The organism is Mycobacterium sp. HM-7 (genome assembly GCF_053852335.1).
The window spans coordinates 5,110,027-5,122,370 of the sequence record NZ_CM132657.1 but is presented as its reverse complement, the minus strand read 5'-3'; the positions used below and the strand labels follow the sequence as shown (position 1 = coordinate 5,122,370).

Here is a 12,344-nt window from a genome sequence, read left to right as displayed (position 1 = left end):
CCGATGGGCGTTCTACTGCAGGAGGTCAAGGCGCAGACCCTGGCCGGTAATCGGCTGTCGGGTCCGAACGGGGTGTCCCGCGGGCTGCTCGAAGGCGAGCATCGCTCGATGTTCCAGGGGCGGAGTCTCGAGTTCGACGATCTGCGCCCGTATGTCCCGGGTGACGACGTCCGCGATATCGACTGGAAAGCGTCGGCGCGCTCGCCGGAGGTGTTGGTCAAGCGATTCGTCTCGTACCGCCAACAGCGAATCCTGATGGTCACGGACCTCGGCCGAAACATGCTGGCGCTGGCGGCCGGTGGTGAGGTCAAGCAGCGGGTGGTGCTCAATGCCGTTGGGCTGGTGGGGCTCATCGCCATCAGCAAGGGCGACGAGATGGGTTTGGTGTACGGAGATGCGACGGGTTCGGCGCACATGCCGAACCGGCGTGGCGAGGCACACCTCGAACACATCCTGGAACGCGTCAACCGGCACCACGTGGCGGACAGCGGCCGCAGCGATATCTGCGCGCAACTGGACTATGTGCAGCACCATTTCCGGCGCAGGCACATCGTTTTCGTCATTTCCGACGAACCCGACGTCGGGTCGGCACTCGACGAGCAGTTCCGCAAACTGGCGGCGCGGCACGACGTGTACTGGGTGACGGTGCGCGATGCCCCGCTGATCGGAGCGCCGGGATTCGGCGGTGAGGGATATGACGTCGACAGCGGCAGAACGCTACTGCGCGAGGAGATTCTGGGACACCGGGTACTGGAGGCCTACCGGCGGGCCGAGGCGGCGCGGGAGGCGGCCTTCGAGCAGTACGTCAACAGTTCCGCGATTCCGTGCGCCCGCGTCTCCGGCAGCGGTGAGTTGTTCAACGCCGTCACCCTGATGTTGAAGAAGGCCGGCCGTGGCAAATGACTTTCTGAAGTGGATCGTGGCGCCGTTGCCGTACTCGGCGCTCTGGCTGGTGCTCGGCATCCTGCTGATCCTCGGGGTGATCGGATGGTTCGGCGGCGTGGTGGTGTGGACACTCCCCGTGGAACGACTGCGCACGATCCCGGTGATCCGCGACATCAGCGCTCGGGTGCTGCAGCGCAAGTTCGGTTCCGCGGTCGGGCAGGTGGCCGACCGATACCGTGCCGGTGAGCTGAGCAGCCGCCAGGCGTATGCCGAAATGAGCCGCATACTCCGGAATTTCGTGTTCTACCGCACTGGGGTACGGGCCCAGTACATGACGTTGGGTGAGGTGGAGCGCGGGCCCGCGGCCGCGGCGGCGCCCATCGTGCAGGCCCTGTACACCCGGCAATTCGACGTTGTCGACCATCCCGACGTCGCTGTCGCGGCAGCACAGGTGCGGAGTGCGATCCGATCATGGAGCTGAGATGGTGGTGGGTCGTCGTCGTGGGACTGACGGTCCTGGGCGTCATCGTGGCCGTCGCGTTCCTCTGGCCGCTTCGGCAACAGCAGCGGCGGTTGCGCCCGCTGGCGTGGGTCGGTCGCCTGACCGAGCTGCCCGAGTACGCGCGCGCCTATCGCCGGTACCGAATCATGTTGGCGGCCATCGCCGCAACGACGGTTGCCGTCTCACTGTGCGCGATCATCGCCACCGCGCGGCCCGTCAGCGCACAAGCGACCGCCGCGGACGTCAACCGGGCACACCCGGAGGACATCATGCTGTGCGTGGAGGACGATCCGACCGCCCATGACGCGTCCGTCGTGCTGTCGTATTTCCGTGACCAGGCCGCCAGGTTCGAGACGCAGCGCCTCGGCCTGACTTCCCGCACTCTGCGGGTGATCCCGCTGACCCGGGACTATTCCTATCTCCAGGAACAACTGGGCCGCTATGCCGGGCTGGAGCGGCTGAAGGCCGAGCAGAAGCCCTCGCCAGAGGACGTCGCCGCGCTGCAACGTGCGCAACACGAGTTCGGCCGGGCCGTCAACTACTCCGATTACCGGTTGACGGTCAACGACGCTCTTGCCTTGTGTATGAAGGGTTTTCCAGGCGTGGGCAAGACGTCGGATGCCCGTCGTTCGGTGATCTACCTCGGCCCGGCCGGCGGTTCGACGACGCCCATCTACACCGACGCCGCGCTGAGGTCACTGGCCAGGTCCTCGGGTATTCAGCTGAATGTGCTGACCCCGACGACGCGTGATGCCGCCGGCACCCTCAGCGGCATCACGGAGACCACCGGGGGACGGTTCATCAGCTATGTCGCGGCTGATCCCAAGGGCGGCAACAGCGGAACCCAGCAGGACGCGATGGACGCGGCACTGCGCAGCCATCTGGATGACATCCGGGCCCACCCGCCCGGGCTCACGCGTTCTGACGGAACGATTCTGGTCGAGCAGGTGCGCGACCGGCCGAACACGGTGCTGACCGTGGCGCTGGCCCTCGTGATCGTCTTCTCGATCAGCCTGGCGGGGGTGCGCCGGTGACGTTCGAACCCGTGGTGGCGTGGTGGGTCTTCCTGCTCCTTGCCGGGCTGACCCTGATATTGCGCATGTTCACGCTCTACCGGGTGCTGGTGGTCGTCGGGAAAGGCAGCCAGCGCAAGGTGGTGTTGCGCTGGAGCTTGCTGACCTTGGTGATTGTGTGCCTGTTCGCGGCGGCCGCACGGCCGGGAGTCGAAGGCGACAAACATGTTTCGGACCAGTCTGCCGCGGCGGCAGCGGCGGCCGGCCGCAACGTCAACGTGTTCTTCGTCGTCGATCGCTCCCTCAACTCCAAGGCCGAGGACTACGGGAACAACCAGTTCCGGATGGCCGGGATTCGGGCCGACATGCAGTCGATTGTCGACCAGTACCCGTCGGGGCGGTTCTCGATCACGTCGTTCGCGACGAAGGCCCGTGTCGACTGGCCGCTGTCGGATGACGTCTGGAGTCTGCGGGCACTGCTCAAGGGCTATTCGGCCTACCAGTCGGACTTCGATTCGGTGTATCAGGTGGACGTCGGTGCGGCCGACGAGCAGCTCAAGCGACAGTTGGAGCTGGCCCACCGCCAGTACCCGGGTTCGAGCAACGTGGTCTTCTATCTCGGTGAGGGGGCCGGTGTTTCGAAGCGGTCGGCGACGAAGTTCGACATCCCCGCGGGGCTGATCGCCGGCGGCGCGGTGCTCGGTTACGGCACGACGGGCGGTGGCCGGGTGGCCAGCAGGCTCGCGGCGAACGGTGAGATGTCCTATTTCCCGGACGCGAGTGGCGGACAGTTCCTCTCGGTGTTGGACGAGGCGTCGTTGAAGACCGTCGCCGGCCAGCTGAAACTGCCGTACTACCACCGGTCGCCCGGCGATTCGACGGCCACCATCGTCCCCGCGATCGATGCGAAGGCATCCGCCGAGCGGCAACAGGTTTCGCTGCCGGGCGAGCGCACCGAGTTCTACTGGATCTTCACGGCCATCGCGATGCTGTTGCTGGGCTATGAGCTCTTCGCCATGGCGCGTGAGTACCGGGTCTCGCGCATGACGAAGGTGCGGGGCGCATGATGCAGATGCCAGCGGTGTGGCAGACGGCCGTCGCGGCGGTCGGCGGGTACTTCTCGTCCGGCCCGCACCGAAAAGTATTGCGGCGCAAGCTGCTGGTGATCTCGGTGCTGCCGGCTCTGCTGGTGTTGGGGATCGCCGTCAAATTGGTCATGATGGTCGCTTACGGGCAGTCCGCGAAGTCGGATTACGCCGCGTACGACTCCTACGGGATGGCCGGCGATGTACGGAAACTCAAGTCCTTCAACGTGATCGACTCTTACAAGGCCTATTTCGCCGACGGCGACCGCCTTCTGTTGGAAGGGAAACTGACAGACGCGGAGGGCGAGTTCAAGAAAGCGCTGGCACTGGTCGACCAGGCAGAGTCGTGCCCGGTGCGCGTGAACCTCGCCGTGGTGCTGGAGGCCCGCGGCGATGTGAAGAACTCGGAGAAGCACCGCGACCAGGCGAAGCCGCTGTGGCAAGAGGCGCTGACTGTCGTGCAGCAGGCGCCCGCCGGGTGTTTCGACGCCTCGACCGAGCCCGATGAGGAGCAGCGTAAGCACCGGAACGAAACGGCGAAACGATTGCAGGACAAGCTGAAGGATCCGGAGCCGAAGTCCGGTCAGGGGGGTCAGGGCGATTCCGGTGGCAAGGGCGACTCCGGTCAGAATGGCGACTCCGGTCAGAATGGCGACTCGTCGGGCCAGGGTGAACAGCCGCCCAGCCCGGGCAACCCGCCGTCCGGTCCGGGCAACCCGCCGGCCGGTCCGGGGAATCCGCCGCCCAGCCCCGGCAACCCGCCGTCCGGCCCAGGAGATCAGGGGCCGGCGTCAGGCGGTACGGATGGTCAGGCCCCTGCCGGCGGACCGGCGACGCAGGCGCCGGACACCGTCGGTGCAGACCGGGTGGCGACCGAATCCGGCGGCGTGGCGACGCATGAGCTGCATCCGAATCAGGGGGATCCGGGTGACGTGCTCAAGAGGTTGCTGGAGGATTCCGGCGCCACCGGTATCGACCGCGAGTGACCGGCCGCGGCCAACGCGGCGGCCGCCGGCCCGATCGACTCCGCTTTGGGTTTGGTTGCTGATCGGCCTACGCGAATGCGGGGAACCTGCTACTAATTGACATGAATGTCAATAGTGGTTCCGTTGTGGCGCTGCATCACCTTCGGTGCCCGCCACGCCACCGAGGGGGTCGCTCTCATGAACGCTTCTATTCGACTGATGCCCACCAGGTTGGCCGCGGCGGCACTGGCGGCCGGCGTGGTCGCGGCCGGCGCGTCAATCGGCGCGGCGGAGCGTGCCGTACCGACCGTCGAGGTCAACGTCGTTCCCACGTCGTTGATCACCGATGCGCTGGCGGGCGCCGGCTGGATCGTCGACGGACTGGCGGGAAGCGTCGCCATCCCGATCGAAGCGCTGGTCTCGCTGCCGTTCGACGCGCTGACCGCCATCGCCGTCTCGGTACAGCGGCCGGACTATGCGCCTTCGGTGTTGAGCTGGCTGGTCAACCGGTACATCAATCCGGCCGAGTCCTACCCGTATTACACGTTCCCCTGGGACTTCAAAGCCAACGCCATCGGCAACATCGCATTCGGGCTGCCGTATCCGGTGGGTCCCGGTACCACCCAGCCGGGCTTGATCAACAGCATCGCCGACGGCATCGCCAACGCCATCGGGAGCGCCCTTGGCGGGCTGCCCGACCCGGCCACCGGCGTCGCCGCGACCGATGCCTTCTGGGCCACCACTGCCGGACGCATCGTGAGTTCGCTGAACAATGTTCCGCTTGCCCCGGTGTGGGCGGCGTGGGATTTGGTCGACTATGTCGGCTTCCTGCCGTACAACGTGGCAGCGACCATCGAGGCGGCGATCAAGACTCCTCAGGACCTCCCCGGCTTACTCAGCAATCTCGTCTACGGGCTCCTCGGCTCCGACACCGAGGGCGGATTGGCCGGCTATCTGATCCACGATCTCAGCTATCCGTTGACCACCCTCCCCGGTCCCGTCGGCCAATTCGCGACGACCTTGGTCGCGAATATCCAGCAGGGGCTCGACAATCTGCTGGCTAACCTTCCGGTGCCGGTACCGCCGGCGTTGGCGAGTACCGCGGCCGCGAAAACCACTGCGGCGACCGGGGCGGCACCGACTGCCGCGGTTCAGGGGGTAGCTGCCGGCGACATCCCGGCGGCCGACGGGCCGAGTGCCGACGCGGTCACGCTCACAGTCGCTGGCACCGCGAAGACCCCGGATACCGCGAAGACCCCGGATGCCGCGAATACTCAGGATGCCGCGAAGACTCAGGACACGCCCAAGACTCCGGATGGCGCGAAAACTCCCGAGCCCCAGGACACTTCGAAAGCGCCGGAAGCGCCGACCGACCCGGAGGCCCCCAAGGCTCCGGATGCCTCGAAGACTCAGGGGACCGCGAACACTCCGGAGGCAAAGCCGGACACGCAGGGTAGCGCGACCGGCAAGCCGGACAAGAAGGCCGGAAAGGTCAAGTCGGGCAACAAGGTTCGGCCGGGTACCAAGTCCGCTCAGACCGAGGCGGCCATCGGGCGACCCGACAAGTCAACGACTCCTGCACCGGCGCCCGGCGGCCCCGACAAACCTGCCGGCGGTGCCCCCTCGGGTTCGGCAGGCGAGGATGCGGCTGCCTGACCTCCGCGATTGCCGGGCAGCTTCTTGATCCGTAGGTGAGACCAGCCGGCCGTGCGAAGCTGTGCCGCGGAAACCACCCCGCCACCGGCCGCACGGATGCGTTCGATCTCTGTCATCGCTCAATAGCAGCCGAAAGCGGCAGACGGCGACAGTCCCCGCGGCGTCAGCCTGTGGATAACTCAGCTTTCCTTGAGCGAGACGCAGTCGTGGACGCCGTCGGGGCTGCGATGCAACACGGCGCGAGTCGGCACCACGCGCAGGCCGGCTTCGGTCGCCTCGGCGGTCCCGTCGACGATCAGCGAGTAGCCCGTGGGTTCCCGCGGCGGCAGCAGTACCGTCACGGCCGGGTGGGCGCCGGCATTGCGCTGCGTGGTGTTTCCGACGGGTTCGATGGCCAGCGACCCGCCCACGAATACCGGCGTGACGGCCACGGTGTGCGGGCGGAAATCGTCACCGACGGTGATCAGAAAGCCGACCGGGAAGTCGGCCAGGGTGTCGCCGAGTTTTTCGAGATCGACCTTCGCGCTCATGAGGCCAGGATAGGTCGCCGTTGCTCACGCCGGTGCGGGTTGCCGGCCGCGCACCAGCCGTCCCGGCCGGGCAGTGGTGGGTACGCCGTTCTCGGCGATGATCTCGCCGGACACGATGGTCGCGACGTAGCCGTCGGCGGTCTGGTCCAGGCGGCGCCCGCCGGCGGGCAGGTCGTGTGCGATGGTCGGCTTGTGCAGCGTCAGCGCGCCCTGGTCGATCACGTTGAGATCGGCCTTGTAGCCCACCGCGATCCGGCCACGGTCGTTCAGGCCGGCGACGCGCGCCGGCACCGACGTCAGCTCCTTGATGGCGTGTGCCAGGTCCAGCCGGCCGGCGGCGCGGTCGCGCACCCAGTGCGTCAGCAGGTACGTGGGAAATGAAGCGTCGCAGATCATTCCGTAGTGGGCGCCGCCGTCGCCGAGGCCCAGGATGACGTCGTCGCGCTGGATCAGTTCGGCGACGGTGTCGAGGGAACCGTCGCGAAAATTGGCGAGGGTGACCAGGAGCATGGCGTGACCGTCGTCGTCCAGGACCCGGTCGTAGGCCTCTTCGAGCGGGCTGACGCCGCGGGCGGCGGCCCGCGCGGCGATCGAATCCGACGGTGCCGGTTCGTAATTCGGGGGAGTGCCCAGCGGGAACATGTAGTCCCACGCCTGCGCCGCGAACATCAGCGGGTGGCCGTCCGCGGCGGCCGTGTCGTTCAGGATGCGTTGGCGTACTTCGGGTTTGCGCATCTCGGCGACGCGTTCGGCCAACGGCAGGTCGGCGATCTCGCGGTATGACGGGTACAGCACGAACGGATTGCCGGACAACTCCAGGCCGATGACCAGGCCGATGGGCCGGGGAAATATCTGCGCGGAAATCGAGCCGCCATCGCTATTGGCCTTCTCGACCATCCGCAGCGCGTCTTCGAACGTGGCCGGCCCGGCATTGCCGACGGCCAGCGTGAACGTGACGGGCAGGCCGACGTCGGCGGCGACGTCGAACACCGTCTTCAGCGCGACTTCGTAGTCGCCGGCCAGCAGATCCGGCACGAACTGGATCAGTCCGCCGCCGCCGTCCTGCACACCGCGCGCGATGGCCTCGATCTCGACCTGTGCCGCGTCGTGGCTGGGGATGGGTTGGCCGCCCGAGGTCTTGTGCAGCGTCAGCCGCGAGGATGCGAAGCCCAGCGCACCGCACTCCACGGCCTCGGCCGCGAGCTTGCGCATCAGCGCCAGGTCTTCCGCACTTGCGGGCTCTCGATTTACGCCACGCTCGCCCATCACGTACACCCGCAGCGGTGAATGCGGGAGGAACGCGGCCACGTCTATGTCGCGGCGTCCGGCATCGACGGCGTCGAGGAACTCGGGGAAGGTCTCCCAGGTCCACGGCAGGCCGTCGACCATCACCACGCCGGGGATGTCCTCGACGCCGGCCATCACGTCGACCAGTACGTCGTGATCGTCCGGACGGCAGGGCGCGAAGCCGACGCCGCAGTTGCCCATCACCGCGGTGGTTACGCCGTGAGCGGAAGACGGGGTCATCCGGTCGGACCAGATGGCCTGTCCGTCGTAGTGCGTGTGCAGGTCCACGAAGCCCGGGGTGACGAGCAGGCCGGTGGCGTCGATCTCCCGGGCGCCGGTCCCGTCCACGGTGCCGACCGCCGCGATCAACCCGTCCTGAACTGCGACATCGCCTCGGAAGGGCGCGCCGCCCAACCCATCGGCGATGAGGCCGTTGCGAATGACGATGTCGTAGGCGGCGCCCGCTGCGTTCATGTGAACAACGTACGACTCAGGCCGTCATCAGATCTGTGAGTTGGCTTTGAGTTGAAGTTAGAACGGCTAGGCATTGCAAAAACGATGTATCGTGATAGGTACAAGATGCATCGAATCAAACGAAAGGAATTGCGATGTTCTCAGCTGGTTTTGGCCCCGGTTTCGGTGGGGGCTTCGGCCCCGGATTCGGCGGCTTCGGTCCCGGCGCGGGTGGTCCCGGCGCCTGCGGCCCGGGCTTCGGCGGTGGTTTCGGCGGCGGCTTCGGGCCGGGGGCCGGACACCACTTCTTCCGGGGTCGTATCAAGCGTGCCGCGATTGCGGCGGCTGCGCTACTACAGGAAGGCCCGGCGACGGCCGAGCAGCTGTCCCAGCGGGTTTCGGAGATCACCGATGGCGCGTTCGAGCCGCCGGTCGACAAGGTCGAGTTCGTCATCTCGCTGCTCGCCGCCCGGGGCGTGGCCACTGTCGAGGACGGCGTCGCGACGCTGACGGAGTTCGGTGAGCAGCTGCTCGCCTGGCGCGGCGTCAGCAGCGAGACGGTGCAGGCGTTCCTCGGGCAGGCGGGGAAGTTCGGCGATGTGATCAAGTTGCGCAAGGACTTGTTCGAACTTGCCGGGCTGGCGCGCACCATCAAGTTCACGGGCAACGACGCGCAGAAGGCCGACCTCGGTACGGCCGTCGCGACGCTGTCCGCGGCGGTAGCCGAAGCGAAGAAGGCGCTCTACCGCACGTTGGCCGACAACTGACGGGTCGTTGACCGAATCGGAGCGGCGGGCCCATTCGGGTTCGTCGCTCCGATTCTTGTCGGTGCCCCGTGGCACGATCTCGGCATGATCGACCACTTCGGTATCAACTGCAGTGACTGGGCCAAATCCCAGCAGTTCTATGACTCCGTGCTCGGCGTGCTCGGCTTCAGTCGGCAGATGGATTTCGGCATCGCCATCGGCTATGGCCGCGACGGCAAGCCGGACTTCTGGATCGCGGACGCCAGCGCCGGCGAGGCCTCGGGTCCGAACCGTGAGGTGCACTTCGCCTTCCAGGCCGCGGACACCGATGCGGTCACCGCGTTCCACGACGCGGCCGTCGAACTCGGCGCCGAGTCGCTGCACGCACCCCGACTGTGGCCCGAATACCATCCCGGCTACTTCGGTGCCTTCGTCCGCGACCCCGACGGCAACAACGTCGAGGCGGTCTTCCACGGCGCGGCCGGATAGCGGTGAGCTCCGGTAGCGTCGGCGATATGTCTGACACCGCTGCGGCGCGGGAACTGCTGCGCGACTCGTTCACTCGGCTCATCGAGCACGTCGACGAGGTCACCGACGGCCTGACCGACGAGGTTTCGTGCTGGCGGCCGACGCCGGAGGCCAACAGCATCGCGTGGCTCCTGTGGCACAGCGCGCGCTGCCAGGACATGCAGCTGTGCGATGTCGCGGGCATCGAGCAGGTCTGGACGAGTGCCGGCTGGGAGCAGCGGTTCGCTCTCGACCTGCCGCACAGCGACGCGCCCGGCTACGACATCGGATACGGCCACACCGCCGAGGACGTCGGCAAGGTGCGGCCGCCCGTCGCACTGCTGGTCGGCTACTACCGCGCGGTGCACAAAGTCACGCTCGAATATGTCGCGAGCGTGACTGCCGAAGAACTCGAGCGAATCGTGGACCGGCGCTGGGATCCCCCGGTCACCGCGAGCGCACGGTTGGTCAGCATCGTCGATGACTGCGCCCAACACCTGGGTCAGGCCGCGTATGTGCGGGGCATCGCCGCGCCTAGATGACCGCCGAGAAGTTCGTCCGCTGGTGGCCGCCGGTGGGGCTGGTGATGATGGCGCTGCTGGGGTGGGGTGTCGGCAAGGCCTCCACGCCGGTCGACGACGTCTTCCAGCGCGCGGGCCGGGCCGGTCGGCCGTATTCGGGTTGGCTGCTGTTCTTCACCGATCCGCGCGTGCTCATGGTGATGTTGGTGATCGCGGTCGGAATCGCCTTGTGGCACAAGCGCTGGCGCCTCGCCGCGATCGTCGCGCTGACGCCGCAGTTGGCGGTGTTCATCGAGCGCGGACTCAAGGAGCTGTTCGGCCGTCACAAAGGTGGGGCACTGGCCTATCCGAGTGGACACACGGTGCTGATGGTGAGCGTGCTGGGCGTGATCGTCGTGGCGGCCGGCGCGGTGCTGTGGTCGCGGGTGCTGGCGGGCATCTTCGTTCCGTTGGGCATGCTCGGCCAGGCGTTCACCTATCACTACTTCACGGACACCATCGGCGCGTTGCTGTTCGCGTCCAGCTTGGTGTGCCTGGCGGCGTGGGGCGCCGGTGTCGTGCCGGTCCGTACTGTCGCTCCCGAGCGCCGCTGACACGCCCAAGATTTGACACGCGTCAAGCCGGGTGCGACCCGTGTCACACCTGGTCGTTACCATGGCCCTATGACTGCTACGTCTGACGTCCAATCGCCCGGTTCCGGCACCATTTACGACCCCGCCACCGGTGCCATCGCGGGAACTGTGAGCTGGACGGACCCGGCCGACGTGCCCCGCATCGCCGCCGGCCTGCGCGCCGCGCAGCGCGAGTGGGAGGCCCGCGGGCCGCAGGGTCGGGCGAAAGTCCTGGCGCGTTTCGCGGTGTGGCTCAACGACCATCGCGATGAGATCGAGGCGATGCTGATCCGCGAGACCGGCAAGTCGATGGTCGACGCGAAGGTTGAGATCCCGCTGGCGATCCTGATCATCTCGTACGTCGTCAAGACCATGGAGAAGGCCCTGGCGCCGGAGACCCGGCCGGCGCCCATGCCCATGTTGTCGATCAAGAAGATCACCGTGCACTACCGGCCGCGTCCGGTCGTCGGGGTCATCGCACCGTGGAACTACCCCGTGGCCAACGCGTTGATGGATGCCATCGGGGCGCTCGCTGCGGGCTGCGCGGTGCTGCTCAAGCCGTCCGAGCGGACCCCGCTGACCGCCGAGCTGCTGCTGCGCGGCTGGATCGACTCCGGCGCACCCGAGGTGCTGGCGCTGGCGCAGGGTGCCCGCGAGGTGTCCGAGGCCGTCATCGACAACTCCGACTTCATCCAGTTCACCGGCTCGACGGCCACCGGCCGCAAGGTCATGGAGCGCGCGGCCCGCCGCCTCACCCCCGTCAGCCTGGAGCTCGGCGGCAAGGACCCGATGATCGTCCTCGAAGACGCCGACGTCGAGCTGGCTGCCAACGCCGCGGTCTGGGGCGCGATGTTCAACGCCGGTCAGACGTGCGTGTCCGTCGAGCGGGTGTATGTCCTGGAGCCGGCCTACGACGCCTTCGTCGAGGCTGTGGTGAAGGCGGTGCAGAACCTCAAGGTGGGCGCCGGCGAGGGCTATCACCTCGGCGCACAGATCGACGCCGGCCAGGTGGACATCACCGAGCGGCACGTCAACGAGGCCGTGGCGGCCGGTGCCCGCGCGCTGACCGGCGGCAAGCGTCCCGACGGCCCGGGCAGTTTCTACCCGCCGACGGTGCTCGTCGACGTCGACCACTCGATGGCGTGTATGACCGAGGAGACGTTCGGCCCGACCCTGCCGATCATGAAGGTCGCCACCGTAGGTGACGCGGTTCGCCTCGCCAACGACAGCCAGTACGGCTTGAGCGCCACCGTGTTCTCGGGTGACGTGCAGCGGGCCAAAGACGTCGCACTGCAGCTCGACTGCGGCGCGGTGAACATCAACGACGTGCTCGCCAACCTGATGTGCACCACCGCCCCGATGGGTGGCTGGAAGACCTCGGGCATCGGCGCGCGGTTCGGCGGAGCCGACGGGATGCGCAAGTTCTGTCGCCAGGAGACCGTCGTGGAACCGCGTACCAGCAAGGGCGCGGGCGGCAACTACTACCACAACTCGATGAAGGCCCTGGCCCGCATGAACAACGTGCTGACCAAGGTGTCGTTGATCCGGTCGAAGCGCACCGCCAAGTAGCGCCACCTGTTGTT

At 67.3% G+C, this 12,344-nt stretch carries 13 protein-coding genes; 11 read left to right on the top strand and 2 right to left on the bottom strand.

What is annotated here, in order from left to right; genetic code table 11:
- The first annotated feature begins 3 nt into the window (after positions 1–3).
- The 6 genes from ACWW1C_RS24770 (at position 4) to ACWW1C_RS24745 (ending at position 6,106) form a co-directional block, all read left to right on the top strand.
- A complete protein-coding gene (locus ACWW1C_RS24770) occupies positions 4–903 on the top strand; it encodes a DUF58 domain-containing protein (protein ID WP_455980719.1) in 900 nt (299 codons plus the stop codon).
- Entirely contained in the window at positions 893–1,366 is a 474-nt protein-coding gene (locus ACWW1C_RS24765; RefSeq protein ID WP_455980718.1) for a hypothetical protein, read from the top strand. Before ACWW1C_RS24770 ends, ACWW1C_RS24765 begins: the two co-directional genes overlap by 11 nt.
- The gene (locus tag ACWW1C_RS24760; RefSeq protein ID WP_455980717.1) at positions 1,357–2,421 is read left to right on the top strand and encodes a hypothetical protein; all 1,065 of its coding nucleotides are present in this window, start codon (positions 1,357–1,359) and stop codon (positions 2,419–2,421) included. The genes ACWW1C_RS24765 and ACWW1C_RS24760 overlap by 10 nt, the downstream gene beginning before the upstream one ends.
- Positions 2,418–3,467, top strand: coding sequence for a VWA domain-containing protein (locus tag ACWW1C_RS24755; protein WP_455980716.1), 1,050 nt, complete (start codon positions 2,418–2,420; stop codon positions 3,465–3,467). Before ACWW1C_RS24760 ends, ACWW1C_RS24755 begins: the two co-directional genes overlap by 4 nt.
- Complete coding sequence (locus tag ACWW1C_RS24750; RefSeq protein WP_455980715.1) at positions 3,464–4,471, top strand: hypothetical protein; 1,008 nt, start codon at positions 3,464–3,466, stop codon at positions 4,469–4,471. The genes ACWW1C_RS24755 and ACWW1C_RS24750 overlap by 4 nt, the downstream gene beginning before the upstream one ends.
- 198 nt (positions 4,472–4,669) lie before the next feature.
- Positions 4,670–6,106, top strand: coding sequence for a hypothetical protein (locus ACWW1C_RS24745; RefSeq protein ID WP_455980714.1), 1,437 nt, complete (start codon positions 4,670–4,672; stop codon positions 6,104–6,106).
- 179 nt (positions 6,107–6,285) lie between these two features.
- Here ACWW1C_RS24745 and ACWW1C_RS24740 read toward each other — a convergent pair whose 3' ends face one another.
- The gene (locus ACWW1C_RS24740; RefSeq protein ID WP_455980713.1) at positions 6,286–6,636 is read right to left on the bottom strand and encodes a pyridoxamine 5'-phosphate oxidase family protein; all 351 of its coding nucleotides are present in this window, start codon (positions 6,634–6,636) and stop codon (positions 6,286–6,288) included.
- Between the two features lie 24 nt (positions 6,637–6,660).
- The gene (locus tag ACWW1C_RS24735; protein WP_455980712.1) at positions 6,661–8,397 is read right to left on the bottom strand and encodes an N-acyl-D-amino-acid deacylase family protein; all 1,737 of its coding nucleotides are present in this window, start codon (positions 8,395–8,397) and stop codon (positions 6,661–6,663) included.
- Positions 8,398–8,531: 134 nt separating this feature from the next.
- Here ACWW1C_RS24735 and ACWW1C_RS24730 point away from each other — a divergent pair, with 134 nt between their 5' ends.
- The 5 genes from ACWW1C_RS24730 to ACWW1C_RS24710 all read left to right on the top strand — a co-directional run bounded on the left by ACWW1C_RS24730 (position 8,532) and on the right by ACWW1C_RS24710 (position 12,330).
- Complete coding sequence (locus tag ACWW1C_RS24730; RefSeq protein ID WP_455980711.1) at positions 8,532–9,143, top strand: hypothetical protein; 612 nt, start codon at positions 8,532–8,534, stop codon at positions 9,141–9,143.
- Between the two features lie 84 nt (positions 9,144–9,227).
- The gene (locus ACWW1C_RS24725) at positions 9,228–9,611 is read left to right on the top strand and encodes a VOC family protein (RefSeq protein WP_455980710.1); all 384 of its coding nucleotides are present in this window, start codon (positions 9,228–9,230) and stop codon (positions 9,609–9,611) included.
- 26 nt (positions 9,612–9,637) lie between these two features.
- Positions 9,638–10,171, top strand: coding sequence for a mycothiol transferase (locus ACWW1C_RS24720; RefSeq protein WP_455980709.1), 534 nt, complete (start codon positions 9,638–9,640; stop codon positions 10,169–10,171).
- Positions 10,168–10,743 carry a PA-phosphatase gene (locus tag ACWW1C_RS24715; protein WP_455980708.1) on the top strand — a complete coding sequence of 192 codons (576 nt, stop codon included), beginning with the start codon at positions 10,168–10,170 and terminating at the stop codon, positions 10,741–10,743. The genes ACWW1C_RS24720 and ACWW1C_RS24715 overlap by 4 nt, the downstream gene beginning before the upstream one ends.
- A 69-nt stretch (positions 10,744–10,812) precedes the next feature.
- Positions 10,813–12,330, top strand: a complete 1,518-nt coding sequence (locus ACWW1C_RS24710) for an aldehyde dehydrogenase family protein (protein WP_455980707.1) — start codon at positions 10,813–10,815, stop codon at positions 12,328–12,330.
- The last annotated feature ends 14 nt before the right edge of the window (positions 12,331–12,344 follow it).

What these genes read in the sequence shown, in the direction of transcription:
- ACWW1C_RS24770 (WP_455980719.1), top strand. Translation starts at nt 4, where the DNA reads ATGGGCGTTCTACTGCAGGAGGTCAAGGCGCAGACCCTGGCCGGTAAT.
- ACWW1C_RS24710 (WP_455980707.1), top strand. Translation starts at nt 10,813, where the DNA reads ATGACTGCTACGTCTGACGTCCAATCGCCCGGTTCCGGCACCATTTAC.
- ACWW1C_RS24740 (WP_455980713.1), bottom strand. Translation starts at nt 6,636, where the DNA reads ATGAGCGCGAAGGTCGATCTCGAAAAACTCGGCGACACCCTGGCCGAC.
- ACWW1C_RS24745 (WP_455980714.1), top strand. Translation starts at nt 4,670, where the DNA reads ATGCCCACCAGGTTGGCCGCGGCGGCACTGGCGGCCGGCGTGGTCGCG.
- ACWW1C_RS24725 (WP_455980710.1), top strand. Translation starts at nt 9,228, where the DNA reads ATGATCGACCACTTCGGTATCAACTGCAGTGACTGGGCCAAATCCCAG.
- ACWW1C_RS24715 (WP_455980708.1), top strand. Translation starts at nt 10,168, where the DNA reads ATGACCGCCGAGAAGTTCGTCCGCTGGTGGCCGCCGGTGGGGCTGGTG.
- ACWW1C_RS24720 (WP_455980709.1), top strand. Translation starts at nt 9,638, where the DNA reads ATGTCTGACACCGCTGCGGCGCGGGAACTGCTGCGCGACTCGTTCACT.
- ACWW1C_RS24750 (WP_455980715.1), top strand. Translation starts at nt 3,464, where the DNA reads ATGATGCAGATGCCAGCGGTGTGGCAGACGGCCGTCGCGGCGGTCGGC.
- ACWW1C_RS24730 (WP_455980711.1), top strand. Translation starts at nt 8,532, where the DNA reads ATGTTCTCAGCTGGTTTTGGCCCCGGTTTCGGTGGGGGCTTCGGCCCC.
- ACWW1C_RS24735 (WP_455980712.1), bottom strand. Translation starts at nt 8,397, where the DNA reads ATGAACGCAGCGGGCGCCGCCTACGACATCGTCATTCGCAACGGCCTC.
- ACWW1C_RS24760 (WP_455980717.1), top strand. Translation starts at nt 1,357, where the DNA reads ATGGAGCTGAGATGGTGGTGGGTCGTCGTCGTGGGACTGACGGTCCTG.